The sequence below is a fragment of the Rhizobium centroccidentale genome, assembly GCF_030182565.1.
In the GTDB taxonomy this organism is placed as follows: Bacteria; Pseudomonadota; Alphaproteobacteria; order Rhizobiales; family Rhizobiaceae; genus Rhizobium.
The window spans coordinates 142,034-168,039 of record NZ_JAQJCG010000012.1; the positions used below are offsets into that span (position 1 = coordinate 142,034).

At 58.7% G+C, this 26,006-nt stretch carries 25 protein-coding genes; 8 read left to right on the forward strand and 17 right to left on the reverse strand.

The window, feature by feature from the left end; all coding sequences use genetic code 11:
- Nucleotides 1-357: 357 nt before the first annotated feature.
- The 4 genes from repC to PH562_RS17515 all read right to left on the reverse strand — a co-directional run bounded on the left by repC (nucleotide 358) and on the right by PH562_RS17515 (nucleotide 4,968).
- On the reverse strand, nucleotides 358-1,665 hold the full coding sequence (gene repC, locus PH562_RS17500; protein ID WP_285174357.1) for a plasmid replication protein RepC: 1,308 nt from the start codon (nucleotides 1,663-1,665) through the stop codon (nucleotides 358-360).
- A gap of 155 nt (nucleotides 1,666-1,820) precedes the next feature.
- Nucleotides 1,821-2,822: a plasmid partitioning protein RepB gene (gene repB, locus PH562_RS17505; RefSeq protein WP_285174358.1), complete on the reverse strand. Its 1,002-nt coding sequence runs from the start codon at nucleotides 2,820-2,822 to the stop codon at nucleotides 1,821-1,823.
- Nucleotides 2,823-2,826: 4 nt separating this feature from the next.
- Nucleotides 2,827-4,020: a plasmid partitioning protein RepA gene (repA, locus tag PH562_RS17510; RefSeq protein ID WP_075852829.1), complete on the reverse strand. Its 1,194-nt coding sequence runs from the start codon at nucleotides 4,018-4,020 to the stop codon at nucleotides 2,827-2,829.
- A gap of 471 nt (nucleotides 4,021-4,491) precedes the next feature.
- Nucleotides 4,492-4,968, reverse strand: coding sequence for a ProQ/FINO family protein (locus PH562_RS17515; RefSeq protein ID WP_285174359.1), 477 nt, complete (start codon nucleotides 4,966-4,968; stop codon nucleotides 4,492-4,494).
- A 921-nt stretch (nucleotides 4,969-5,889) separates the two neighbouring features.
- Between PH562_RS17515 and PH562_RS17520 the strand changes: the two genes are divergently transcribed.
- Nucleotides 5,890-6,426 carry a hypothetical protein gene (locus tag PH562_RS17520; RefSeq protein WP_285174360.1) on the forward strand — a complete coding sequence of 179 codons (537 nt, stop codon included), beginning with the start codon at nucleotides 5,890-5,892 and terminating at the stop codon, nucleotides 6,424-6,426.
- A gap of 428 nt (nucleotides 6,427-6,854) precedes the next feature.
- Here the strand turns inward: PH562_RS17520 and PH562_RS17525 are convergent, their stop codons facing one another.
- The 5 genes from PH562_RS17525 to PH562_RS17545 all read right to left on the reverse strand — a co-directional run bounded on the left by PH562_RS17525 (nucleotide 6,855) and on the right by PH562_RS17545 (nucleotide 9,785).
- Entirely contained in the window at nucleotides 6,855-7,361 is a 507-nt protein-coding gene (locus PH562_RS17525; RefSeq protein ID WP_285174361.1) for an HIT family protein, read from the reverse strand.
- Nucleotides 7,362-7,634: 273 nt separating this feature from the next.
- Entirely contained in the window at nucleotides 7,635-8,060 is a 426-nt protein-coding gene (locus PH562_RS17530; RefSeq protein WP_285174362.1) for a DoxX family protein, read from the reverse strand.
- Nucleotides 8,061-8,136: 76 nt separating this feature from the next.
- Entirely contained in the window at nucleotides 8,137-8,577 is a 441-nt protein-coding gene (locus PH562_RS17535) for a hypothetical protein (RefSeq protein WP_285174363.1), read from the reverse strand.
- Between the two features lie 141 nt (nucleotides 8,578-8,718).
- Nucleotides 8,719-9,591 (reverse strand): ornithine carbamoyltransferase, encoded by an 873-nt coding sequence (locus PH562_RS17540; protein WP_285174364.1) that lies wholly within the window; start codon nucleotides 9,589-9,591, stop codon nucleotides 8,719-8,721.
- 56 nt (nucleotides 9,592-9,647) lie between these two features.
- Entirely contained in the window at nucleotides 9,648-9,785 is a 138-nt protein-coding gene (locus PH562_RS17545) for a hypothetical protein (protein ID WP_285174365.1), read from the reverse strand.
- A 166-nt stretch (nucleotides 9,786-9,951) separates the two neighbouring features.
- On the opposite strand from PH562_RS17545, the gene PH562_RS17550 reads away from it, so the two are divergent.
- The 3 genes from PH562_RS17550 (at nucleotide 9,952) to PH562_RS17560 (ending at nucleotide 13,005) form a co-directional block, all read left to right on the forward strand.
- Complete coding sequence (locus tag PH562_RS17550; RefSeq protein WP_285174366.1) at nucleotides 9,952-11,118, forward strand: GGDEF domain-containing protein; 1,167 nt, start codon at nucleotides 9,952-9,954, stop codon at nucleotides 11,116-11,118.
- 99 nt (nucleotides 11,119-11,217) lie between these two features.
- The gene (locus PH562_RS17555) at nucleotides 11,218-11,919 is read left to right on the forward strand and encodes a GntR family transcriptional regulator (protein WP_285174367.1); all 702 of its coding nucleotides are present in this window, start codon (nucleotides 11,218-11,220) and stop codon (nucleotides 11,917-11,919) included.
- Nucleotides 11,920-12,042: 123 nt separating this feature from the next.
- The gene (locus PH562_RS17560; protein ID WP_285174368.1) at nucleotides 12,043-13,005 is read left to right on the forward strand and encodes a dihydrodipicolinate synthase family protein; all 963 of its coding nucleotides are present in this window, start codon (nucleotides 12,043-12,045) and stop codon (nucleotides 13,003-13,005) included.
- Nucleotides 13,006-13,093: 88 nt separating this feature from the next.
- Here the strand turns inward: PH562_RS17560 and PH562_RS17565 are convergent, their stop codons facing one another.
- Entirely contained in the window at nucleotides 13,094-14,131 is a 1,038-nt protein-coding gene (locus PH562_RS17565) for an Ldh family oxidoreductase (protein WP_285174369.1), read from the reverse strand.
- Nucleotides 14,132-14,590: 459 nt separating this feature from the next.
- On the opposite strand from PH562_RS17565, the gene PH562_RS17570 reads away from it, so the two are divergent.
- On the forward strand, nucleotides 14,591-15,832 hold the full coding sequence (locus PH562_RS17570; RefSeq protein WP_285174370.1) for an NAD(P)/FAD-dependent oxidoreductase: 1,242 nt from the start codon (nucleotides 14,591-14,593) through the stop codon (nucleotides 15,830-15,832).
- A 72-nt stretch (nucleotides 15,833-15,904) separates the two neighbouring features.
- Nucleotides 15,905-17,593, forward strand: a complete 1,689-nt coding sequence (lhpI, locus tag PH562_RS17575) for a cis-3-hydroxy-L-proline dehydratase (protein ID WP_285174371.1) — start codon at nucleotides 15,905-15,907, stop codon at nucleotides 17,591-17,593.
- 120 nt (nucleotides 17,594-17,713) lie between these two features.
- Here the strand turns inward: lhpI and PH562_RS17580 are convergent, their stop codons facing one another.
- The 5 genes from PH562_RS17580 to PH562_RS17600 all read right to left on the reverse strand — a co-directional run bounded on the left by PH562_RS17580 (nucleotide 17,714) and on the right by PH562_RS17600 (nucleotide 22,530).
- Complete coding sequence (locus tag PH562_RS17580) at nucleotides 17,714-18,475, reverse strand: SDR family NAD(P)-dependent oxidoreductase (RefSeq protein ID WP_285174372.1); 762 nt, start codon at nucleotides 18,473-18,475, stop codon at nucleotides 17,714-17,716.
- A gap of 13 nt (nucleotides 18,476-18,488) precedes the next feature.
- Nucleotides 18,489-19,301 carry an ABC transporter permease gene (locus PH562_RS17585; protein ID WP_113228488.1) on the reverse strand — a complete coding sequence of 271 codons (813 nt, stop codon included), beginning with the start codon at nucleotides 19,299-19,301 and terminating at the stop codon, nucleotides 18,489-18,491.
- The gene (locus PH562_RS17590; protein ID WP_285174373.1) at nucleotides 19,301-20,167 is read right to left on the reverse strand and encodes an ABC transporter permease; all 867 of its coding nucleotides are present in this window, start codon (nucleotides 20,165-20,167) and stop codon (nucleotides 19,301-19,303) included. The genes PH562_RS17585 and PH562_RS17590 overlap by 1 nt, the downstream gene beginning before the upstream one ends.
- An 85-nt stretch (nucleotides 20,168-20,252) precedes the next feature.
- Nucleotides 20,253-21,416, reverse strand: coding sequence for a polyamine ABC transporter substrate-binding protein (locus PH562_RS17595; protein ID WP_285174374.1), 1,164 nt, complete (start codon nucleotides 21,414-21,416; stop codon nucleotides 20,253-20,255).
- Nucleotides 21,417-21,438: 22 nt separating this feature from the next.
- Nucleotides 21,439-22,530, reverse strand: coding sequence for an ABC transporter ATP-binding protein (locus PH562_RS17600; protein ID WP_285174375.1), 1,092 nt, complete (start codon nucleotides 22,528-22,530; stop codon nucleotides 21,439-21,441).
- Nucleotides 22,531-22,715: 185 nt separating this feature from the next.
- Here PH562_RS17600 and PH562_RS17605 point away from each other — a divergent pair, with 185 nt between their 5' ends.
- Nucleotides 22,716-23,528, forward strand: a complete 813-nt coding sequence (locus tag PH562_RS17605) for a helix-turn-helix domain-containing protein (protein WP_285174376.1) — start codon at nucleotides 22,716-22,718, stop codon at nucleotides 23,526-23,528.
- A gap of 13 nt (nucleotides 23,529-23,541) precedes the next feature.
- Here the strand turns inward: PH562_RS17605 and PH562_RS17610 are convergent, their stop codons facing one another.
- Both PH562_RS17610 and PH562_RS17615 read right to left on the reverse strand, forming a co-directional pair.
- A complete protein-coding gene (locus PH562_RS17610; protein WP_285174377.1) occupies nucleotides 23,542-23,820 on the reverse strand; it encodes a hypothetical protein in 279 nt (92 codons plus the stop codon).
- Nucleotides 23,820-24,617: a DUF899 domain-containing protein gene (locus tag PH562_RS17615; protein WP_285174378.1), complete on the reverse strand. Its 798-nt coding sequence runs from the start codon at nucleotides 24,615-24,617 to the stop codon at nucleotides 23,820-23,822. Before PH562_RS17615 ends, PH562_RS17610 begins: the two co-directional genes overlap by 1 nt.
- Nucleotides 24,618-24,737: 120 nt before the next feature.
- On the opposite strand from PH562_RS17615, the gene PH562_RS17620 reads away from it, so the two are divergent.
- Nucleotides 24,738-25,958, forward strand: a complete 1,221-nt coding sequence (locus tag PH562_RS17620; RefSeq protein WP_285174379.1) for a helix-turn-helix domain-containing protein — start codon at nucleotides 24,738-24,740, stop codon at nucleotides 25,956-25,958.
- The last annotated feature ends 48 nt before the right edge of the window (nucleotides 25,959-26,006 follow it).

A 26,006-nucleotide genomic window follows, 5' to 3' on the forward strand; every position in this document is an offset into this window, starting at 1 on the left:
CGCAGCATTGGATCGAGAACCCAGATGCGAAAATATATAGACATTTGCCAGCAAAAACGGCATAAAAACTGGGGATCGGCAGACGATAAGAACGTCTTCCATGACTTATTCGGCCAATTTGGCTGAATTTTACATTGTCTCTAGCCGATTGATTTCATTGAAATAAAAACTCAATTAGAAGCTATCTTTCTCTTTCCTACTGTTAGCTATACGAGGGCCATGCGCCATCTTTCGCAGCAACGAAACCGTCGTCGATGCGTGTTAGCAGACTTGATCAGCTCTGTATAAACCAGCGCTCTGTATTCGAAGCCTTGGCGGGACCGGATATCAATCTTTCACCATTGAAATTGGAACCGGCTAGGCCACCTTTGGCGTGATCGTATTTGCCCGCAGAAGGCTCATAAGCATGGGACCGATCGCAAACTCTCCTTTCTCCGTTCGCCGGGTCAGATCTCGAAGGTAACCACCGGCAGAATTGATGTATGGGGCGCGTTGGAGGATGCAGGCGATGACGGTGGCAGCATTTTCTGTGCCCATGATCCTGCAGGCCTCCTGATAGGCTCCAGGGCTGATATCGAGTATTGATTTGACGATGATTGAGGCTGCAAACAGATCACGCCAGTTGTTGATGGTCCCTGCTGGTCCATAAGCCATGATGTCCGGGCAAGCGCGGAGAATGAGATCCAGTGGGAAAGACTTCAGTTCCGCCGGAGGCTCATTGCGAGCTTCAGTGCGAAAGCCGCGTGATGCTGAAGATGTTGGTCCGATAGTGTCCGGAGATGCCGCCGCTTCCAGCGTCGTTGGAGTTGTTCCTGGAATTGCAGTCTCATCCAGCGGCACTTTTTGCCGCCTGGTCTCGGTTTCAGATTCAATTAGGGATTCGGAGTCTGAATTCTGTATGTGGCGCTCATTTTGATAGGGATTGCCGCTTAATTTCGCGGCTTTTACGTGTGTTTCCAACTGGTTGATGATTTGATCGTGCAGGCGGCTGAGCTTATCCAGGAGAGTGTCCAGCTCCATTGCGGTGGGAGATCGTGAAACACCGTCGATCAACGCACGGAAAGCCACGTAGACGGCTTCCCAGGGGCCTTCCACAGCCTCGGCAATGGCGGTTTCGATCAGTTTGGCGATATCGCGTCTGTGGAGGCTGATACGCTCGCGCAGGCTCTGGATATGGAGCCGTTCAGCTGCGACCTGGGCGGCGAGATGTTCGATCTCTTCGGCGCGTGCGAGAAGAGGCGCCAATGAGAAGCCATAGGCCTCATTGAGGTCCCCTGCCCTGTTCCGGCGAACATACCGCTTGCCGTTGGGGCTATCTCTGCGCACGAGAAGCCCGGCAGCGATCAACGCAGCCAAGTGGCGGCGAATGGTCTGCTCGGCCATGCCATGGGCGCGCAAGGACAGCTGCGCGTTCGAGGGGAACACGATCAGGTTGGCGTCATCCGATAGTTCATTCTTCGGATAGAAGCTCAAGAGCGCATTGAGAACTGCAAGCGCACGATCCGTCACCCCGAGAAGAGGCTTGGCTTCACAGAGCGCACGATAAATCTTCCATTTGTCGACGGACCTGATGTGCTTCCCATGCTCGGCTCGTCTTTGAGCCATCAACATGGCAAACGTCATCGGCCGCCGCCCAAAAGGCGTCGTCACATATTCGGCTTCCATTTTCTTTCACCTACGTTGTGGCAAAAGAAGACAGCTCACCAAAACGGCGTCAAAGACTCTTGACTGTGATTCGGGGAAATGCGATTCTCGATTTGCTTAAGATCAGAGAAGGGCTTCCACGACGACGTCGTTTGGGGGCCTTTTTCTTTTGCGGGTTACGTTTCCTTTCCTTGCTGAAACTCGTTGAAGAGAGATTGCAGTCTCTCCTGCACGAACTCGTCGAAACCAGGCGCAGCCTTGCTGTCGAAAACAAAAGTGGCGCGCGCCGGCGTTCGCTTAAAGGTTACCGGAACTCCGGTAATGGATGAGGGAGCTGCGGTGCTCCTGGCAGAAGCGGGCTTTCCTGTCGCCAAAGCGAGGGCGTGCTGGAAGCGCTCATCGCTAGACATCTTCCGATAGTTGTCCGCGGACAACTCGGCAATGATCGGCTCGGAAGCAATGCTCTCAAGACGCTCTCCCAGCTCCAGCCATCGTCTGCGGCCGATTTCCGGGGCGGGCCCGATCGTGCTGATAAGCGGCAGAGGCACCTGTCTCGTGACGATCAGCATCTTGGAAAGCGCTGCCTTGTCCACGCCGAGCGCAGCCATGATGATATCGCGGCCGAAACCACGTTGCTCAAGGCGCAATGCAAACAATGCTCGCTCGACATAGGAGAGATTAGTGCGCGCGCTGTTTTCCTGACCCTGGCTGACTACCAGCTGGTCGTCCGTGAGCTGACGCACGACCGCGCGCACTTTGATGCCGAGTTCTTTCGCGGCTGCCAGACGACGATGACCATAGGCAACCTGGAAGCGCCCCTTGGATTCCGGATGCGGCCGCACGAGGATCGGAACCTGCTGGCCGTGCTCGCGTATTTGCTCAATCAATTGGCCGAGCTCAATCGGATCTATTTCGAGGCGATCGGTAACGAAGGATCCGTCGATGGCATCGGGATCTATGTCGACGACCGTCTGTCCTTCCGCCAGTTGCCGTTCGAGATCGCTGGCGCGCTCCATTTTCTCCGTGATATTTCCAAGCGTCCTTGTAATGCCGCCCACCGGACCGCCACCCCTCGCCTGCGGCAGGAAACCCGCTATCGGACGATTGTCCTTTGCTGATGGCGCATCCGTGCGCGCCGTGTTCGGCGCCGAGATTTCAAGGAGGTTTTTGCGCGCCATCTATTTATTTCCTTCCCCAAGTCAGGCGGAGATGCGTCTCGATCTCGCTGTTGACGAGATTGAGCGAATCCAGAGCCCGGTCGTAGGTACCTCTGGTGAATTGAGCACGATCGACCTCGTAGAGCGTTTGTTTGGTGACACCGGCATCGGCAACGGCCGTCGACTTGACCATGGCATTCTGTAGCATGCGATTGCCGAAGATGGCGCGCATGAAGCCGGTCATCTGGCTTTGCGGTCCGTCGTTCGGCTCGAAACGGGTCACGAGATAGCGCATCCAGTCGTAGCTGGTGCGCCCGCCCGCATTCTCGACCACGGACATGAGCTCGCTCGTCATGGTCAGAAACTGCGACATTGACATGACGTCGAGCATCTGCGGATGAACGGTGATGAGGATCGACGTCGCGGCGCAGAGCGCAGACATCGTCAGAAAGCCCAGTTGCGGCGGGCAATCGATGACAACGACATCATAGAAACTCTCGATCTCGGTCAGAACCTCACCGATGCGAGCAAAGAACATGGTCTCCGCGCGACCTGCCGCCATCGCGCGCGGCGTTTCATGCTCAAACTCCATGAGCTCGAGATTGCCGGGGATCAGATGCAGGTTCGGCGTATAGGTCGATCGGACGATATCGGCGATCGGACGCGGCTCTTCATAGCGGATGGCGCCGTAGAGCGTTTCATTTTCGCCGACATCGAGTTCCGGTTGATGACCGAAGAGGGCGGACAAGGAGGCCTGCGGATCGAGATCGATAGCCAGTACGCGATAGCCCCTTAGCGCCAGATATTGGGCGAGGTGGGCTGCCGTGGTGGTTTTGCCGGAACCGCCTTTGAAATTCATGACCGAGATGATCTGGAGCTTTTCCGATCCGCGGCGCCAGGGAACATATTTGGGTGTCCCGTTGCGCTCGTCCAGTACCTTGCGGATGCGGTCCATATCTTCGGCGGCATAAAGCCGGCGCCCATTGGAAAGCGGGTCTGGTCCATGGCCTTCGGCTGCGATCTGGCGAAGATAACCTTCACCGATGCCGATGAAGGCTGCAGCTTCGGCCGGCGAAAACATCCGCATAGTTTTCTGTGACTGAGGCGGGAAGATCTTTGCTTGATGTTGCTGGAGCTGATAAGACAATTCCTGCGCATCTGTCGCCAGAAGCGTTGGAAGGTGCTCTTGATCTTCTTGGAGCGCGAGACTCGGCTGCATCGTTGTTTTCCCAATTAACTGCGCAATTGTGACAGAATGCTACTGAACTACGCAGTTACAATATGCTCCGATTCGTGTCCGTTTTACAAATGCTTAGATAAAAGGCAGTTTTTGATGCATTTTTGCGCATCAACAGCGTGTTGCGACATCGATCTGCTGCCGCTTTACTATCCCGTCGATTTGGTCAGTGCCGATCTGGAAAGTGATTCGCTTTGCCGGATGTTTTTGGATGAATGGGGAGTAGTCCGCGGACCACTCGCGCAGAAGGTCGGGCGAGATTTTGGGATGAAATGCGTCCCAAGGCTTCCATTTCGTGAGCGGAGCTTAATTGACCGGTAGTCCGCGGACTACCGGAACGCAGCCGGAATTGCCGTCAACGCGTTGTCGTACTGCCACTCCAAAGGTGCAGCGTTTCCATTGCGGTCGTTATAATGAAGGCGAGGAGGCTATGGGGTAATGCGCCCAGGCGCTTCAGCGAGCAGCACGATCGGAGCGTCGACCGAGGAGGGAAGCTCGAATGAGTTCTGCTTTGCTCAAGGCTGGCGGTGGCGGCGGTTCTTCGCGTTGGACCGCAGCCTTGACCTGCGTTTGGCGCAGGGTCATCAGGCGCTGCTGTGCGGCAAGCCTGTCTTCGGCCGAAAGCGGCTCGACGGGATTGCCGGCGAGATTGTGCCGCATGGAATCCGGCTGGGCGCAGGCATGATAATATCGCTTGGAATGCAGAAACGCGCTGGTGGAGCGACGCAGAGACATGACCGGCACGTCAGGTTTCAAAAGCGGACGGATTTCATTCCAGAGGCCGAGCGCAAAAGGACGGATGGGATCGCCGGCTTTGACGGGCAGGATACCGATGGGGCGAAGCAAGAGCGTGTTGATCGCGGCTGCCTTCTTGACATCGAGTTCGGTCGCCACGACCGGCTCGCGATTGGTTGTCCAAGGTTCTTCCATCAAATCGTTCCTCTGCGTGCAATTCCATTACGGATTGATTGTGAAGTGATTTTGACGGGATGGCAAAGAAATCTGTCCCGCTTGTTCGCCCTCACGCCAAGCCGACGTTCATATATGAGGTGGTGCAGTCTGCAGCAAGTTTTTGGTTAACGAGATTTTTATAGTTGGACGGCTAGTTTTCGCAAAGCCGCGATAGGTAGCGCGTACGCGGCGCATCTTCCCTCAATCCCGAATTTGTAACAAGCAGCCTGCGAAAATGTCGCAGGGCTCAGGTTTGTGTGGGTTGCCGTATCTCAAAGGGGAGGGCTCTTTATCGGGGCGGCTGCAAACCAAATGCTAGCGGAGCAAGTCGCGGCCAATCGGGGGCGGGTCGATGGTGCTCCCTATGTTTGAGGTTGTTCAGACTGTCTGGTGAAGCCACAGCCTTCGAATGTTCCGCGCGCCTGATGGTGCAGGAGAGTGTTGCACGGATTTCGCCTTCGATTCCCACACAAGCTGCTGGCTTCGATTATGTGAAGGTCTCCGTTGCTATTGTCTGGCGTCCTGTAGCATCTTTCATCGGCAAGGCAGGGAACGAGCATTCGCATTTGAGCGATGTTGCAGACGAGAAGGGATCTGCGAGAATGAAGCCACGAAGGGCAGGGGTTGGCTATCGAGCGGGAACGCACGAATCTCGTCTTGCGTCGTTAAAGCCAAACGACGTCCTTCGGTGCATGGAAGAGGGCTGCTTTATATCGGAGTGCGGCTTCATAGATTGAGGCACATTCGCCGGCCGTCGCTATGTAATCTGCGAACTCGATGAGAAATCTGGAGATAATCGTTATGGGCGGCTTGGCGCAAGGCGATCGTAGCGGTAAATACAGCAGCACAGTCGGCACGATCGAAGTTCGAATGGCTCATCAGTCATTGGGGGAAATATTCTTGAACATCGCAGCATCCCTTTCACTGGGCGCCGTTGTTTCGCTCACGCTCGGTTCGAGTGCGTTTGCCTTCGACAAATCTTCCTTCTTCGATGCTGCCCTTTGCAAGCCGCCTTATTCGACTGCCAGCGCGACAAAGATGTATGATGAGGCTGAAAAGCTTGCGAAGGCGGATACGTCGCTCGTAACGGCTGCTGTCTACAAAATGTCCGCGGACTTCGGTCGCCAAGGCTTCAAGACGAATGAAATCGTCTTCGCCGGAACGAGCTTCGGTATCCTGGTCGACGGCTTGCGGGCGGACGATCTGGCCAAGACCAATCACCTGACATCAGATGGGCTTGGCAATCTCCTCGGCACCGCAACGAAGTCATATGGGCGCGCTTTGCGCAAGGCTGAGCAGCCCGCGGCCGAGATGGGAGTAGTGTCCGTGGTCGCCCGCGAATCCGCGGCCTTCCCAGGTAAGACCCTGCTGGCTTGCGAGTTCGTCTCGCATGAAGACCTCGAAGCCATGAAGAGCATGCAATCACAGCCGAAGTAGTGCGCGGGGTATAGCGCCCTGCTTTTTGCTGCTGTTGGAAGGCAACGGCATATGGTCTCGTGCGGAAGAAGAGTCCTGGAGCTGCAATCTGGCGCTCCGAAGTGGCCCTCGGTTGGATATCTCCGTATCCGCTCTCTCGGCATCGCCCGGAACCCGATTGCAGGGATGGTCGCGGCTGGCGGAAACGAAGCCTTAAATAGCTTCGGCTAAGCGAAGTATTAACTATAATCTCAAGCTATTGTGAAATCTCTCATTTGACTTTTCCGGACCGCGGTATCGATACGTGGAGCAGAAAGGGTGATCGTTTCGGCTTGGAAGCCGACGGACGCAAAAAACCACCGTCGGCCGAATTGGTGGCATCGCCCGTGTCACGTGATACCCGCATCATCTCTTTGAACCGCAAGTTCCATGAGAGTCCTAAAGCCGAACTATGATGCGGTCAGCTCACGATGATAGGCTTCAGCGATCCGCCACGCCATTTGCGCCATTTGGTCATCAGCTATATGCAGAACCCCGTGCTCCGCCATCAAAGCATGGTATTGCTGCTCCTCGAGCGGCACACCTGCAGGCAAGGGGACGACATGAAAATGCAAGTGGCTGTTGGCTTGTTGGCTACCGAGTGAAAGCACATAAATTCGCTCGGCGTGAAACACCTTTTTGAGGGCGCGAGACAACAGATGCACCTTTTCCTGTAATCGGAGATATTCTTCCGTCGACAGATCTTGAGCCAAATCCTCTCGGTGCTCTTTCGGGCAGACAAGGCAATAACCAGGCAATGTTGGGTACTTGCTCAGAAAAATAATCGTCTCGCCGTCCTCAAAAATGCGATGGTGAAAGCAAGAGGGATCATTCCTGACCAAGCCGCAGATGAAGCATGGTTTTGTTTCGCTGTCGTGCACATAGGCCTTGAGATCAAACGGTTGCCGGTCGTTCATTCTGGACTTCTACCTTGCTGCTCGACGGCGTATCGGCTTTCAATTTAGCGCATCAGTTCAGATTGGGAAGTTGGTTCAGCAATGCCACCCATTCCGTTCCATGTACCGTAGCATTGGTAGGTGGAACAGATTGGATGGCGTGTTCAAACTTGCTGGAGCGAACGGCAAGCGCCGCCCGTCAATCGAGCCATAAATAACTCTGAAATGCGGCAGGGAGCAGAATTCCAAGCTGCTGGCAATGCGCGGCAAGCTTCAGATCATGATGAAGCTGCATCATATCCTATCCGACCAGGGCGTCCACCTGGCGGCAAGCACGCTGCCCGGCCCATGTACGGCGGCGAAGAGCAGTCCGGCTACAAAAACAAAGTGATCCACGAAGAAGCCGAATTCAGCTTGGTTGCCGGCCCAGCGGGCCGGACCATGGAATGAGAAGCCAAGGAAGATGACATAAACGGCTGCAATAAGCATCGCCGGGACGAACAAAGCACCGGTCAAGAAAGCAACGGCAAGCAGCACTTCAAGGATCGCGGCACACCAAGCCAGGAATAATGGAAACGGGAAGCCGGCAGCGGCGATATAGCTCGCGGTCGCGCCCATATCCATAAACTTGAACGAGACCGCCATAACGAAGACGGCGGCAAAGATGAGTCGTGCGACGAGAACGGCGATTGTCTGCCAAATTGATTGAGCGTTTTCCACGATATCCCTCCAGGTTGACGCGGTTGATAGTCCAAGGACGGCCAACCGAAGGTGATTCCGACAAGGAGGATGGAAATTATTTGTCGGACTCTCGCGATTGTCCGCTCGCGCCAGAAGTATGGCTCGTGATGACATAGCGATCGTTCTCATCCAGTTCGTCAGAATCCACCAGGACGACGGAAGCCTCACCGGTGCCGGATATCAGAATGAAAGAATAGGGGTTCGCTGTCTCGTCGCTGGCCACTAGAAGCGATCTCTGGAGTAGCCGTGCTAGTTGGCTGGCAGCTTCAAGAATGGGTGGTGGGTGCAGATCACTCGAGTGATAGATGCTGATGATCTGCGAATAGTCATCGAAAGATTTCGACGTCACGAGACATGTTGCCGGCATATCCGTGATTTGGGCTATGTCGTGGATTACGTCGACGCTGTCAGTATCGACACTGAGTAGGGCCGCAAGTGAACGCCGCAGGAGATTATCGTCAGCATGCTTTTCAAGAGAGGCATCAAACCAGATCATTGTTCGCGGTTCCGGTTTTCAGGATTTGGGTTACACAGCTGCTTTAAGAACCAAAGCTTTTCCGTCGCTTCAAAGTTCGAAAACCAATCAGAGCCGCGGTAGCCATCTGCATCGTATCGCAAGACATGCCGCCATCGGCAACTACGAAGTCATCCACTCCATCAAGGCATTCTGGGCGTGAAGCAAAAATGCCTTGGCCGCCCGGCTTTGGCAGGCTGGATGCAGCATTGCATCGACCGTCAGTTCCTGACCTCTCATGACTGGCGGGCACGGCAAAAAGACAGTGCCTTGCTTTCCGTCGTTGAGAAGCGAAGCCGACACCCTATACTCGGCCAACGCATCTTCCTCTGCGTCCGTTGGCCATGAATCGGTAATGATGACATCCGCATCGAGCAGATGGCGAACGTCTGTGCTGCTTTCAAAATTCGGGTTCAGAAGGTCCGGGTCGGTGAGGTGCCAGCGCTCCGGATAGACCTGAACGACGTGCATCGGCATCGCTCGCGATGCCTCGACCCATGATCTCAGTATATTGGCGTCTGGCGCAATTCCGACAACCTTGAGGCCATCAAGCGTTCCTCTTGCGCTCTTGATATAGGCAAGATCGCCAAGCGTTTCGCAGGGGTGATTGGTTCTTGTTCGGGCATTGATGACGGGTGCTTCGGCGGCGGCAGCAAGTTCCTGCAGGGTAGCAAGCTCTTTTGTCCTGACGACAAGAAGATCAAACCAATTATCTAGGTAGCCCGCTAGGTCGGCTGTAGGTTCGCGGGTACTGAAGCTGATGGGAGGTTGAGCAGATATGCCGCCCATTGCCTTCACGCCGAGATCGAAAGCGGTCGTGTTTCTCCATCCGGTGTCATCGACAATGATGCCGACGCGCTTGCCGAACAGGGTTTGCGGCATGGTGCGCTCATGCCAATGTTTTGCAAGTTGGGCCGCCCGGTCGATAATCGCAAGGGTAACGCTCAGGGGCAACGAGTGAAACTCGAGAAAATCTCTGTTCGACGTAAAATTCATAGCGTTTCCAAAATTGAATTCAGCAAGCCCTTTGCAACGGAGGCGAGGCGTTCACCCTAGGCAGTTTTCGATCCGGCGCAATGGTAGAGAAGCGTCAGCCAGTCGGCGCCGCCGTCGGGCAGCTTTACCTTTCCAGAGGCCGACACGAGGTTCGGAACTTGCGTGACCTCGACTTCGCCGGTGCCGGTCGTCACCGTTGCGGCCTTGTTTCAAATCCCGCCCTCGGCGGTGATCTGCTTTCGGCGAAGACTTATCGCAGATGCTACATTGGCAAGATCTTGAGCGGCCCCATTGGCAAAATCTTTAGATCGTTCGGAGTATCGAGGCCGCGATGCTTTCCGGCTGCTTTGGTAGTTTTAGATGATCAATGAATTAGATATGCCGACAGTGCTCTTTCTCCAAAAGACATCCTATATCGCTGGTGCGGTGACTTTGGGTTATTTGAAATACAGCTCGAATGAAAGCCGCGGCGTTGGTCTGCTTGCCTCAAGTTTCGTCATTCTCGCTGCGGCATCAACATTGGCCGGATATGCCGAAACCTATCCGGCATTCTATGCGCCTCTCAGCCTTATCAATCTCGTTTGCGCCGTGCTTGGATATTCGCTGCTCGGCTCATCTTTCGTGGTGATCAGCGATCCCGACAGAAAAGTGATACCGGCTCTTGCATTGCTGCCTGCGCTGCTGACTTTGCTCGTCGGAGCTTTCACGGCATTTCATTTGAACAATACATATAGGGCGGTGACCTTCAATTTCCTCGGCTGCGTGATGCTTGCCGGCGCCGGGATCGTCATATTCAGGGACTCCTTTCGCGAACCGTTGCCGATCAGAAAATTCGTTGCTGCAATATTATCGGCCTGCAGCCTGCTATCGCTGATAATGGCCCTCGAGTTTTCGTTCCATTCCTTCGTCCTTCTCGATGTGGCGAGCGGCTTCCTACTGATGATCCTGTCCAAGTTCGTGCTGGCGCTGTCGATCGTCATTTTCATAAGCGAGCGCCAACAGGTAAAACTCAGACAAACGGCCGAGCGAGATGGCCTGACCGGTCTTTATAATCGCCGCTTCTTCAATGAGAACGCTTCCGGACGGCTTCGGGATGGAGATGCCATTCTTTATCTCGATATCGATCACTTCAAGCATTTCAATGACCGTTGGGGCCATGCGGCGGGAGATGAAGTTCTCGTTGCAGTATCGCGAACGATAGAGGCGATCCTGCCGGCGTCTGCCATTTTTGCGCGGCAGGGAGGAGAGGAGTTCATAGTCTTTCTTCCCTTGAAAGCGGGAGAGCCGCTTATCCATGCCGAGCGCATTCGGGAAGCTGTTCAGCAAACCCGATTTCCGGATCTCGGTGCTGATGTGGTGGTGACGACGAGCATTGGCATTTCGAAGGTGAGGCGGGAATGCAGGTCGCTTGCCGAGCTTTGTCGCGAAGCGGATCGTGCCCTCTATCTGGCGAAGGCAGGCGGACGAAACCGGGTCTGTGATGCGAGCAGCGACTTTATCGCTGAAGTTTACGTTCGCTCGGCGTAATCCTCGATTTTTGGCAAAGGCCCGGAATGCCGGGAAGCAGCGTTGATTTAGCTGGTATGCCCCTTTATTTCTCACGCTGAAAGAAGAGGTCAGTTAGCCATGGATAATGAAACAAGCCTCCGAAACGAGCGCAAGCGCGGCTCCGGCGTGAAGGTGGTCTATGACATCTTGCGGGACGAGATTTTGGATCTGGAACTGCCGCCGGGCAGTCCCATCGACGAGGTGCAGCTTTCCGAGCGCTTCGGCATGTCGCGCACGCCGATCCGTGAAGCCTTGGTGCGGCTGGCAGGCGAGGGGCTGATCGATACGCTGCCGAACCGCTCGACCATGGTGTCGCAGATCGACTTCCTCAACATGCACAGCTATTTCGATGCGCTGGTGCTGATGTATCGGGTGACAACGCAGCTTGCCGCTAAATATCATCGTCCGGAAGATCTCGAAGGGGTGCGCGCGCTTCAGGCTGAATTCGCCGATGCCGTCGAAGCGCAAGATGCGCTCGCCATGATCTCCACCAACGCCGCGCTGCATCTTGCGATCGCCGAGGCTGGCCGCAACCCCTATTTCGCCAGTCTCTTCTCGCGATTGCTGAATGAGGGCCGGCGCCTCCTGCGCCTTTATTACCAATCCTACAACGATCGTCTGCCGCGCCGCTTCGTCGAGGAGCATGATGAAATCATTGCCGCCGTTGAGGCACGGGACACGGAACTTGCCGAGCGCCTCGCGCGCGAACATGCCGAGCAGATCGTCGCCCAGATACAGAAATTGCTGATGCGCGGGGATCGGCTCGATATCAGTCTTTAATTTGCATATTTCTTGTCGACAAAATAAATACAAAGGTGTATCAATGCTGCAAGACGGTGCGGCGCGGCCGCGGATGCTGCTGGGCTGGTAGCCGATCCACCCACGGCCCAAGAGGATAGAAAGATGACTGCAAGCGTTTTCTCCGGGGTGATCCCGGCCTTGATGACCCCATGCAGAGCCGATCGCAGCCCCGATTTCGATGCGCTGGTGTGCAAGGGCAAGCAGTTGATCGCCGAGGGCATGTCGGCTGTGGTCTATTGCGGCTCGATGGGCGATTGGCCGCTTCTAACCGATGCGCAGCGCATGGAGGGCGTCGAGCGGCTGGCCAAGGCAGGCGTACCAGTCGTCGTCGGCACCGGCGCCGTCAATACGGCATCGGCCGTTGCCCATGCGGCGCACGCGCAGAAGGTCGGCGCCAAGGGTCTGATGGTCATCCCGCGCGTGCTGTCGCGTGGTTCGGTGATCGCTGCCCAGAAGGCGCATTTCAAGGCGATCCTGTCGGCAGCGCCGGATCTTCCGGCTGTTATCTACAACAGCCCCTATTATGGCTTTGCCACCCGCGCCGACCTGTTCTTCGCGCTGCGCGCCGAGCACGCCAATCTCGTCGGCTTCAAGGAGTTCGGCGGCCCGGCCGATATGCGCTATGCCGCCGAAAACATCACCAGCCGCGACGACGACGTATCGCTGATGATCGGCGTCGACACGGCGGTCTTCCACGGCTTCGTCAATTGCGGTGCGACGGGTGCCATCACCGGCATCGGCAACGTCCTGCCCAAGGAAGTTATCCATCTTTGCAACCTTGCCCAGGCTGCCGCCAAGGGCGACGTCGACGCGCGCCAGCGCGCGCTCGAGTTGGAGCAGGCGCTGGCTGTCCTGTCATCCTTCGATGAAGGTCCGGACCTGGTTCTCTTCTTCAAGCACATGATGGTGCTGAAGGGAGACAAGGAATATGAGCTGCATTTCAACGAAAGCGACGTGCTGAACGACAGCCAGCGCGGCTATGTCGAGGCGCAGTTCAAGCTGTTCAATAGCTGGTATGCCGAGTGGAGCAAGCTTCCGGGCGCGGTGGAAAAGTACAAGGCCTAAGCTCCTGCGATAGCTTAGGCGCAAGATGCGAGAGGCCCCGACGGGGCCTCTTTTTATCGTCTTACGTCGGCCTTCACTTACGTTTCGTTCAGGCCACGGCGTCGAGGCCGAGTTCCTCTAGGCGATCGAGTTGGCGGATTTCCTCTGTGGTCAGCGGGATACCGTCCTTTTCTGCACGAGCCCGGGCAGCGAAGCGACGTTGGGAGGGCAGGCGCGCGCCTTGGCCGACTATCGCTTCAAACAGCACTTCGGCACGAGCGAGCGGATTTCCAGGTCGACCAGCAGCGAAAGCCTCCGGCGAGAAGGCGACGACGAGTTCGCCGTGCCGCGGTGCGAAGGCCGTGGAGCCGAGATAATCGAGCGCCTCGCGGCTGGTGAAGTCGCCGATCATGATGCCGGCCAGAAGCTCGATCATCGTGCCGATGGCCGAGCCCTTGTGTCCGCCGAACGGCAGCATTGCGCCTGCCAGAGCAGCTTCCGGATCCGTGGTCGGTTGGCCCTCGGCATCGATCGCCCAGCCCTCGGGGAGGGGCTTGCCGGCGCGCCGGTGCAGCTCGATCTCGCCGCGGGCGGCAACCGAGGTCGCGAAGTCGAAGACGTAAGGCGGATTGTCGATGCGCGGCCAGCCGAAGGCGAAGGGGTTGGTTCCGAGGAGCGGCGCTGTACCTCCGGCGGGCGCGACGGTGGAATAGCTCGGGCACATGGCGAAGGCGGCAAGGCCTCGATCCGTCAGGGCTTCTACCTCCGGCCAGAGCGCTGCGAAATGCGTGCAGTCGTTGATGGCGAGTGCGGCAATGCCGAAGCGGCGAGCCCGTTCGGCAAGCACAGGCATGCCGAGCTCGAAGGCAGCATTGGAAAAGCCGCTCTTGGCGTCTACTCGTACGATGGCGGAATCCTCACGCTGTTCCAACACCGGCACCGCATCCGGCCGTGCCTTGCCGGCCTTGACCGCACGCAACACGCCTTCGATGCGGTAGATGCCGTGCGACTTGCAGGCGTCACGTTCGCCGGCGACGATCACCCGTGCGATTGCACCGGCCTGCTGCGTATTGACGCCGGCTTTTGAAAGGATCGCTTCGACACGGTCTCGCAGCGCATCAGGCGTCAGGGTGATCACATCAGTCAATTTCGGTTCTCCCATATTATGCTCGCTTGCATCATAGACTTGAAAATTATAAATACAAAAAGAATACAAAAAATCGACATGCTATGCCGTCGCGCATTTCGGCTTCAGCTGAGGAAGGCCAGTGAATTACCGCCACCCGCAATATCAGGTCGCTGCAGCTGAAGAAATGACGGTAACACGGACCCACACCGGCCTTGCCCAGACGTTCCCGATCCCTCCGACAAGAACGCTTGCTATGTCGCCGGAACATATGTTGTTTGATGACGTAATATCTGCGCTTGATCCCGCACCGGGAGTAGGGGTGACCATGATCTGCCTAACGCTTGGACCAGCGCTTGCTCGCGATGTCTCCGATCGCATTGCCTATTTCCATCAGAACGTCATGACTGAGATCGGCAAGTCCGAAAAGATTTTCGGCGCAGCGCGGTATCAGCCGAAATCTCTCTCGAGTGTATGTTGATGGCAAGACCAGACGTTATCGTCATCGGGGCCGGTGTCGTTGGCCTTTCCACCGCGATCGCGGCGCAGGCGCGCGGCTTGAGCGTCATCGTCGTCGACCGCGAGGGACCGGCCGCTGGCGCTTCGGCGGGTAACGCCGGTGCCTTTGCCTTCACGGATATCCTGCCGCTCGCGTCCCCTGGTATTTTGAAGAAGGCTCCGAAATGGCTTCTCGATCCGCTTGGGCCGCTCTCGGTGCCGCCCGCCTATGCGCTCAAGATCACGCCCTGGATGTTCCGCTTCTGGCGCGCTTGCCAGCCGTCGCGCGTTGCCCACTCTACGGCGGCACAGACAAGCCTGATGGATCTTTCCAAGACAGAACTGGAACCCTTCCTTGCCGCGACGAACACGCTCTCGATGCTGCGCAAGGAGGGCAATCTCCAGGTCTATGAGAGCGAGGCGGAATTCCAAGCCTCTCTGCCCGGTTGGGAGGCTCGCAGCAATCACGGCATCGAATTCCAGCATCTGAAAGCCGACGAGATGGCAGCGATCCAGCCCGGGCTGGCATCGCGTTTCATCCTCGGCGCCTTCACGCCCGGCTGGTATTCCATTGCCGATCCCAAGCTTTACACGCTGGCGCTGGCTGCGCATTTTCGCAGCCGCGGCGGTGTCATCGAGACATCGGAGATCTCGTCGCTTCGAGCGCTTCCGGTTGGTGTCGAGGTAGTGGCCGCGGATGGAAAGCTGCGCCAGGCCGGCAAGGTCGTCCTGGCCGCCGGTGCCTTCTCGCATCGGATCGCCAAAACACTCGGCGAACATATACCGCTCGAGACCGAACGCGGCTACAACACGACGCTGCCGGCCGATGCCTTCGACCTGCGCACGCAGATCACCTTCGGCGGCCATGGCTTCGTCGTCAGCAAGCTTTCGACCGGGATTCGTGTCGGCGGTGCGGTGGAGCTGGGCGGATTGGCCTTGCCGCCGAATTTTCGCCGCTCCGAAGCCATGCTGCAGAAGGCGCGCACTTTCCTGAGCGGTCTCAAGCCGGAAGGTGGCGTGCAATGGATGGGCTTCCGGCCATCGCTGCCCGACAGCCTGCCTGCGATCGGCAGCGCCAAGGCGACGCCGGACGTGATCTATGCCTTCGGCCATGGTCATCTCGGTTTGACCCAATCGGCCGGCACGGCGCGTATTGTCGCCGACCTTTTGACACGGCAGGCGCCGGCGATCGATCTGACGCCATTCTCGCCGCAACGCTTCTAATGCAAACAAGCATGCCGATGTGGATTTCCACATCGGTGCTTACGATCCTCTCGCATATGGATCTATGGTGACATGAACGACACGGCATCGGCTCGCAGTATCATGGGTGGCACCGCAGTGGGTCGCGTCGCCGCCACGCAGGAGGCCCTCAGCTTCTGGGGCGGAGTCGATCCCGCCACCGGCAAGGTCATTGATAGCCATCATCCGCTGCATGGCGAATGTCTCACCGGCGCAATCCTGATGATGCCTTCGAGCCGCGGCTCCTGCAGTGGCTCCGGCGTACTGCTCGATTTCGCGCTGACAGGCCGCGCGCCGGCTGCCTTGATCTTTTGCGAGACCGAGGATGTGTTGACGCTCGGCGCGCTTGTCGCCGCCGAGATGTTCGGCCGGCAGCTGCCTGTCGTGCGCCTTCCGCCGGATATCTTTGCCCGTCTGGCGCAGGCAAAGACGGTCAGGATCGAAACCGCTGCCGTCGTCGCGGATGGCGAGACCATTCCCCTTTTGCCACCTGCCACCTCCGGGCTTTCCTTGACGGAAGCCGACAGGTCCATGCTGGAGGGAGGCGAAGGCGTTGCGGTCGCTCAGGCCATGCGCATCCTGACCGCCATGGCGGCTCAGCAAGGTGCCACTTCCCTTATCGACGTGACGCAAGCGCATATCGATGGATGTATCTATGCAAGCCCGGCCAACTTGACCTTTGCCGAAAAAATGGCGGAGCTTGGTGGACGCGTGCGCGTGCCGACCACCATGAACGCTATTTCCGTCGATCACGCCAATTGGCGGTCGCAGGGTGTGCCGGAGGACTTTGGCAACCCGGCGGCACGCCTGGCGGATGCCTATGTGCGCATGGGCTGCCGTCCGACTTTCACCTGCTCTCCCTATCTGCTCGATAGCGCACCGGGCGCCGGCGAGGCCGTCGGCTGGGCGGAATCCAACGCCGTCATCTTCGCCAACAGTGTGCTTGGTGCGCGCACCGCCAAGCATCCAGATTTCCTCGATCTTTGCATCGCGTTGACAGGCCGTGCGCCGCTTTCGGGCGTATATCTGGATGAAAATCGCAAGGCGACGCGTATCCTCGATGTCGAACTTCCCGAAGGTCGCGACGATGCTTTCTGGCCGCTCGTCGGCTATCTCGCCGGAAAGGCGTCTCCCGATCGCATTCCGTTGCTGCGCGGTCTGGCCGCCGGGCACCCGTCGCGCGACGACCTGAAGGCGCTCTGCGCTGCCTTTGGCACAACGTCTGCCGCTCCCATGCTGCATGTCGAAGGCGTGACGCCAGAGGCCGTCGATGCTCTCGATCCGAATGCCGATCGCCTCGCCATCACACGCGCCGACATGGCTGCCGCCTGGAAGATGTTAAACGAGGGGCCGGAAGCCATCGAGCTTGTCGCCATCGGCAGCCCGCATGCCTCGCTTGCCGAATGTCATGCGCTCGCCGATGCTTTTGCCGGCCGGCGCCGCCTGCCTGAGGTAATGGTCATCGTCACGGCAGGACGCGATGTCATCGCGGCGGCCGAGGCTGACGGCACGCTCGCGCGGCTGCGCGACTGCGGCGTGCAGGTTTTACCCGATCTTTGCTGGTGCTCGATCTCCGAGCCGGTCTTTCCGCCCGGCACGCGTGCGGTCATGACCAATTCGGGCAAGTATGCGCATTACGGGCCGGGGCTCAGCGGACGCGCCGTGCGCTTTGGCAGCCTTGCCGATTGCGTCGAGGCAGCTGTCGCCGGGCGCGTGGCGGCGGGGCTGCCGGACTGGCTTTGAGAGGAACGACGGCGCACGGATTTCACGCATCGGTGAGACGTCTACGTCCGTAAGCCTAAAGCAATTCCAGGAAAAGTGCGAACTGGTTTTCCGTCCGGAAATGCGTCAATACAAACGGCTCTAGACGACCGTTTCGCCGCCATCGACGACCAGGATCTGACCTGTCATGTAGGAGGAACGGTCGGAAACCAGGAACAGGATCGGTTCGGCGATTTCCGACACATCGGCCCATCGTCCGAGCGGCACTTTCTCGGCGATGTAATCTTCAATGGCGCTGCGTCCACCCATCTGCGTGATGAACGGCGCGTTGAACGGCGTGTCGACCCAGCCGGGGCAGAGCGCGTTGACGCGAATGCCGAAGCGGGCATAGTCGCCGGCCATCTGGCGGGTCATGGCGATGACCGCGTGTTTGGAGGTGGTATAGGCGATCATCTCGCGGTCATAGAGCACGCCCGATGATGATGAGGTGTTGAGAATGACACCCTTGCCGGCCTTCTTCATGACCGGCATGACGAAACGCGAAGCCATGAAATGCGCCCTGACATTCAGGTTCCAGGACGCATCGAAACCGGAAACCGCGACCTCTTCCAGATTGCCTGCAACCTGAGCGCCTGCGTGATTGTGCAGGATGTCGATGCGGCCATGCCGCGCGGCGATCTTTGCGACACCGGCCTCAAGCGCTTGGTCGTCCATGACATCGACGACAAGGCTTTCGGCGTTGCCACCGGCCTCGGCAATCTGGCCCACAGTTTCCTCGGCATTTGCCAAGTCGATATCGGCGACGATCACATGCGCGCCCTCCCGCGCCATGATCAGCGCTCCGGCACGGCCGATGCCAGAGCCGGCTCCGGTGACGATTGCGACCCGATCCTTGAGTATCATGTGTTTTTCCTGGTCAGTTTGTCGTTGTCTTTTCGCGCATCAGAAAACGCGCGATGAGAATGAGGCAGAGTGACGCGATCAGCACCATGGTCGCGATCGCGTTGATCTCCGGCGTGACGCCGCGGCGGATCGAGGCGAAGACATAGATCGGCAGCGTCGTGTTCGATCCCGCGACGAAAAAAGCGATAATGAAATCGTCGAAGGAGAAGGTGAAAGCGAGCAGGAAGCCGGCGAGGATCGACGGCATGATCTGCGGCAACACGATCTGCCGGAACGTGGTCAGCGGCGTGGCATAAAGATCGCTGGATGCCTCGACGATATCACGGCCAAGGCTCGCGATGCGCGCTTTCACGATCATCGTCACCAGCGCCATGGTGAAGAGACCGTGCGCCGCGATGATCGAGCCATAGCCGAGCGCAAATTTCGGAGGCTGATCGCCGGGCCAGACGGCTGCGATCAATGGGTTGATGATACCGAAGACCTCGACGAGTGCCACCAGCGTTGCAATGCCGATGACGACACCAGGAACGACGATCGCAGCGGCAAACAGCCCGTCGAAGACGGCGCGAGCGCGAGGGCCGAGCCGCTCCAGTCCGATCGCCGCCATCGTACCGAAGATTGCGGCAAGTGCCGCGCTGGTAAAGGCGATGATGAGGCTATTGCGCAGCGCTTCCATCAGGAAGGTGTTGGACAGCGCCCGCCCGTACCATTGCGTCGAAAAGCCAGTGAACTCGCTGGCATTTCGGCCGGCATTGAAGGAGAACAGGACGACAAGCGCGATCGGCGTATAAAGGAAAAGATAGACGAAAGTGACGAGTGCGCGCATCAGACGAGATCCACCTGGCGGGTGCCGGCGACGCGCCAGGCAATGCGCATCGCGACCAGGAGCACGATGACGACGACGGCAACCAGCGTCACGGCAATCGCCGATCCGAACGGCCAGTTGCGCGATTGCAGGAAGAGGTCGACAAGCGCATTGCCGATGAAGAACACCTTGCCGCCGCCAAGCAGCTGCGGGATCAGATATTCCCCGAGCAGCAGGATCGTCACCAAGGCAACGCCGGTCATGACGCCGGGCAGGGATAGCGGCAGCGTGATGCCAAAGAAGGTCGAGATGGGCCTGGCGCCGAGATCGGCAGAAGCCTCAAGGAGGCGGCGGTCGAGTTTTTCCAGGCTGACATAGATCGGCATGATCATCAGCGGCAGATAGCCGTAGACGATACCAAGCAGCACGGCTCCGGGCGTGTTGATGAGTCTGATATTCTCTATGCCGAAGAATTCCAGAAGATGCGGAATACCGCGCGCGCCGAGCAGATACATCCAGGCGTATGTGCGCACCAGCAGGCTGGTCCAGAAGGGTACGACGACGAGGGAGACGAGCAGCAGGCGGCGCTGCGGGCTGGCCTTGACGGCCAGATAATAGGCGACCGGATAGGCAACGAGCAGACAGGCCACCGCACCGATCGGCGCGAGGATCAGCGTGTTGACGAAGGCGGCCGACCGCGAGCCGAGATTGGCGAATTGCGCGAAGGTGAAAGCTGCCTGATAACCGCCTTCCGGCGCGCGCTCGCCAAAGGCAAAGACGATAATGGCGATGAAGGGCAGCACCAGGAAAACGAACAGCCAGATGCTTGCCGGCCCGACAAGGCCAGCAGTGACGAGGCGCCGTTTGGTGGCAGGGGTAAGGGGCATCGAGAGGTTCTTTGTCCGCCGGTGCTGGGAAGGAAGCCGACCCCTCGCCACCGTCACGGCGGAAGGGATCGGGTCGAAGAAACGATCAGGCCGATTTGAAGCGTGCCATCAGTTCGGCGCGGCTCGGATCGGTAAGCGTGACGGCGGCACCGAATTCGAGCGGCGTCAGCGAGGCTTCATCCGGATAAACGATCTTGTTCGAGGTGATCTCCTTCGGGAGGAGCTCGATGACACGGCTGTCGGTGGTCGGCGCGCCGTTGGCGATGTGCTCCTTCACCGCGTTCTTCGGATCCATCAGATAGTTGAGCAGAGCGTAACCGGCCGCCTTGTTTGGCGCATCCTTCGGGATCGCGTAATAATCGGTCCAGATCTCGCCGCCGTCCTTGCCAAGCACATAGTCAAGCTCGGGCATGTCGCGGTTGAGCTGCGCGCCGTCGTTGGTCCAGCACATGGTCAGCCAGGCGTCGGTCGAACGCATCGACGGCTGATAGTCGGAATTGATGGCAAAGAGATGCGGCTTGACCTTGATCAGCAGTTCCTCGGCCTTGGCGAGCTCTTCCGGCTTGATCGAATTGAAGTCGTAGCCGAGGGAAACCAGTGCGCTGCCGATGGTCGTCAGCTGATAGTCGTGGACCATGGCGCGGCCGTCGGCTTCGGTCTGGGCGATCTCAAAGAAATCCTTCCAGCTTGAAAGCTTGGTCTTGATCTTTTTGGTGTTGACGGAAAAGCCAGTAGTGCCCCAATTTTTCGGCACGGCGTAGGTTTTGCCGTCAATCTGCCCTTCCTTGGTGAAGCGTGGGCTCTCGCTCGCCTGGCTGAAGTTCGGGATCTTGGTAAGGTCGAGCTCCTCGATGAGGCCGAGCTTGTGATGGGTCGAGATCGTGTAGTTGGTCGGCACGAAGAGCGACCAGCCGGAGGCGCCGGCCTGGAGCTTTGCGAGCATTTCCTCATTCGAGCCGAAGACGTTGACCTCGACGGCGACGCCGGTGGCTGCCTTGAAGTTCTCGAAGGTTGCCGGATCGTGATAGTTCGGCCAGGTCGCGATGGACATCTGCGTGCCGAGTTCGCCGGCGGCATAGGCGGGCGTCGATAGCGCGCCCGGGACGCGCGAAAGGACTGCCGTTGCAAGGCCGAGGCCGGTGATATTCAGAAAGTGACGACGGCTGATCGAGCCGCGCTTCAGGCGCATGAATTCATCCATGAAGCCTTCGGCTGAGATGGGGAGATTGTCCTTGTAATCCTTGCTCATGATGCTGTTCCCTTGTTTTGGCTTATGCATTCGATGCTGGAAAGACATGTAAGGCGGTGGGGTCGAAGCCGAGGAAGACCTCTTCGCCCGGACCCACGAGATCACTTTCGTTCATGCTGCGGCGATCCGAGGTGATCAGGAAATCGCCGAGGCCGGGGACGGTGACCGCATATTCGGCTGACGAGCCCAGGAAGATGCGATGCGTCACCGTGCCCTTGAAGGACATGCCTGAAACAGTCATGTCGCGGCTGAGATGGATCGCCTCCGGGCGCAAGGCCGCAATCGCCGCTCCTGGTGCGAGCCGCTTGCCGGTCGAAAGCGCCGAGCCATCCGCGAGGCGAAGCGTTTCGCCATCGGCTTCCATCGTCGCCTCGATGCGGTTGGTCTTGCCGACGAAATCGGCGACGAAGAGATCGGCCGGGCGGTCGTAGACTTCCTGAGGCGTGCCGAGCTGGCGAATGCGGCCTGCGCTCATCACGCAGACGATGTCGGCCATCGACAGCGCCTCTTCCTGATCGTGGGTGACGAGAACGAAGGTGATGCCGAGCTCGCGCTGCAGCGTCTGAAGCTCGATCTGCATGGCCGAGCGCAACTTCTTGTCAAGGGCCGCCAGCGGCTCGTCGAGCAGCAGCACGGAAGGACGGTTGACGATGGCGCGCGCAAGTGCCACGCGCTGCTGCTGCCCGCCCGACATTTCATGGATGCGGCGCTTCGCGAATCCACCGAGGCGAACCATCTCAAGCGCTTCGGCAACGCGCCGGTCGATCTCGGCACCGCCGATCTTCGGGCGCATCTGCTTCAGCCCGTAGGCGACATTCTGCGCGACGGTGAAATGCGGAAACAGCGCATAGTGCTGGAACACCATGTTGACCGGGCGCCGGTAGGCGGGAACGCCGTTCATCTCGCGCCCGTCGATCAGCACCGTACCTTCGCTCGGCTGCTCGAAACCGCCGATCATGCGCAGGCATGTCGTCTTGCCGCAGCCGGAAGGGCCGAGAAGCGCCAGGAATGCACCCTTGGGCACATTGAGATTGATGTCCGTTACGGCGGTCACGGCGCCATAGTTCTTCGTGACCGAACGGAATTCGATATCGTTCGTAGAAGCGGATGCCACGTCTGTTCCCTGCGGTTGGTCGGCAGTCTTGATCTGCCTTATTGCCACCGTCGTTAAGGAAAGAGTAAGCCTGGGCTTCCCGCGAGGTATATACCCCGAAAGAGGTATTTTCGCGCAAAACGCTTCATGGGAGGTGTATATAGGGGCTGCGCTGGACGCGCAGGGCGGCAGAGGGGATCCGTCACATGAGCACCGACCTTGAAGGGCTGTTTGCCGCCTTCAACGCCACGATCGGCCGATCGGCGATGGCGGATGCCGAGTTCGGAGAAATGTTCCGTCAGATGATGGCGGCGCTGGTGCGGTTCGATTACGTCGTCGTTTTCGCCTATCGTGGCAAGGAGCGGCCGATCGATCTCTACAGTACCTTCGATCCTGAGGAACATGTCGTTTTCGTCACGCTCTATCAGGCCGGTCCCTATCTGCTGGATCCCTTCTATCACACGGCGCGCGAGCGCCGCGAAGGCGTGCTCAGGATGCGGGAGCTGGCGCCGGATCGCTTCTTTTCCAGCGAATATTACCGCACCTATTATGTGCAGACCGGACTGGCCGAGGAGATTGGTTTCTTCGTCAATGCCGACGAGGATGTCACCATCGTTCTGTCATTGATGCGGCGCGAGAAGACCGGGGTTTTTCCACCTGCGGAATTTGCGACGCTGAAGAAGGTCGAGCCGATCGTCGCGAGCATGGTGAGATACTATTGGACCGGCCTCGCCTCGCGCTTCGACGCGCAATTGGCTGCCGGCAGCAGGACAAAGCGAAAGCCGGGTCAGAACGGAAACATCCCGCCAGCGGAAACCGTCTGGCGGGATCTCAATCTGACGAGCCGGGAGACTGCCATCGTCGAGCTCGTTTTACAGGGGCATTCGTCGGAATCGATCGGTCTGAAGCTCAATATCTCGACGGGAACGGTGAAGGTTCACCGCCGCAACGTCTATCGCAAGCTCGGCATTTCATCCCAGACCCAGCTGCTTTCCCTCTACCTGAAGAATCTCGCATAGTTCGGTCGAGACTCTAGCCCAACATACGGGTGCCATTTCCATCTCTCGCAAGCAGCCTCAGCCAGGGGCCGCAATGGAAGAAGGTCATGAGCAGATACATCGGCACCATCCCGCCGAGCATCGAGCTGCCCTGTGTGGAACAGATCATGTCGCCGGCTGAACCATACGCGGATAGCACGGTCATCAGGGCGAAGCTCGGCGCGGCGGCCAAAGCCAGCAGACGGCCGGCGATGATGGGCAGGGCAGGGGCGATGCGGCCGCCCCTTTTACCGATTTCGGACGAGACAGACATCAGTTGGCTCCGTATCGGTCGTGATGTCTCCACCACACGCCGGTCTCATTTCGGCCGAGCGGCGCGCGGTCGAGCCACTGGTACATGCCCCAGAGACCATCAAGGCCGCGGGCATAGGAAGAATAGGTGTGATAGATGTCACCGTTCTGCATGGCGAAGGCGCTGACGCCGGGTCGATCCCGCGTGTAGGTCGCGATATCCGTCCCCGTCATTGACGCCATCAGTTCGACCGGGCCTTCGCTGCCGCGTAGCTCCCATTGCTGTATCGTCTTGCCCGCCTGAGCATCGAGCATTGGCGGCTCGCGGCGATAATTATATTCGATTTTGCCCCCGCTCTGTTCCTCCGGCGTGAACCAGACATTGAAATCATGGTTGAAATCGCTGTTGGCAGAAGAGGCCCAGTCGAAGGTCCAGCCCATGCGCTGTTTGAATTCCTGCAGCTTCGCGAGAGGTGCGCGGGAAATGGCCGAGAAGGCAACATCGTGATTTTCAAGATGCACCGCAATGCCGTTGAAACCATCCGCGATCGACGAGCAGGACGGGCAACCGGCCGTATAGTCCGGTCCGAACATGAAATGATAGACGAGAAGCTGCGAGTGCCCCTTGAAGAGGCCCGAGAGCGGAACGACACCCTGGTCGGTCTCGAGACGATAGTCCTTTTCCACCTTCACCCAGGGCAACTCCTGGCGGCGGGCGGCGATCTGGTCGCTGCGCCGCGTCAGCTCCTTTTCCTGCTCCAGCAGGGAAAGCCGTGCCGAAAGCCACTCGTTGCGTGTTCCTGTCTTATGCGTCGTCATGGTTCATCTCCTCTTGTCTGTCAGGTCTGTCCTTGTCGGCGCTGCATCTTGCCAGCCGATATGCGATAACTTACCGCTTGAGGCGTAAGGGGTGGGAGTTACAAGTGTGACGGGATTTCGATGGATTCGCTGATCGTCGCTGCTGCCCAGGCGCTTGCCGCCGGCGACGTGCTGGGTGCGCTGAAGCGCGTCGCGCTGCGCGATGATGCCCCGGCGCTGGCACTGCGTGGGATTGCGATGGCGCAGCTGGGCGACCTTGCGCGTGCGAAGGTGTTGCTGAAGAGTGCCGCGCGCGCCTTCGGCCCGCGCGAGACGATTGCGCGCGCCCGCTGCATTGTGGCCGAAGCCGAGATCGCCCTTGTCTCGCGCGACCTCGGCCGGCCCGAGAAAGCGCTCGAGACGGCGCGAGCCGCTCTCGAAAAACATGGCGATCAAATCAACGCTGCCCATGCCCGCAATCTGCAGCTACGGCGTCTGCTGCTGGTCGGTCACTTGGACGAGGCGGAACGGCTGCTCGCAAAACTCGATCCGTCGCCCCTGCCGCCCGCTGCGAGAGCAAGTCATGAACTGGCCGTTGCCGGCATCGCCATCCGCCGCCTGCGCATTCAGCCGGCACGCGCCGCTCTGGCGCGCGCCGCGGAGGCGGCCGGCAAAGCGGGGATCCCCGCGCTTATGGTCGAGGTCCGCGATGCGGCGCGCGCTCTCGATGAGCCGGCGGCGCGACTGCTTGTGCAGGGGAGGGAAAAGCTGTTGTCGCTCGACGAAGTCGAGACGCTTCTGACGTCCGATACCTTGGTTGTCGATGCCTGCCGCAATGTGGTGCGCAGCGGCGGAGACATCATCTCGCTTGCGGGCCGGCCGGTGCTCTTTGCGCTGGCACGCACGCTGGCCGAGGCGGCACCCGACGATGCGCCGCGGGCGCTGCTGCTTTCCCGCGCGTTCCGCGCCCGTCACATCGACGAATCCCATAGAGCCAGACTGAGGGTCGAGATTGGCAGGCTTCGCGTCGCCCTGGAGCCCCTTGCCGATATCAACGCGACACAGCACGGCTTCGCGCTGATACCGCGAGGAAAGCGAGATGTCGTGGTGCTGGCGCCGCCTGTCGAAGTCGAGAATGGCTCCCTGCTTGCCCTGTTGTCGGATGGAGAATCCTGGTCGAGTTCGGCGCTATCGATCGCGCTCGCGATAAGCCCGCGCACGGTGCAGCGCGCGCTCGATGCACTTGCCGCGGACGGGATGGTGCAGGGCGTCGGCAATGGCCGGGCTCGCCGCTGGATGATGCCGCCGGTTATTGACTTCCCGTCAACATTGTTACTCCCGGGACCACTGCCGAGCGATTAAGCTTTTTCATCATCGAAACTCAACCAATCCCGACTGGAGGATGCATCC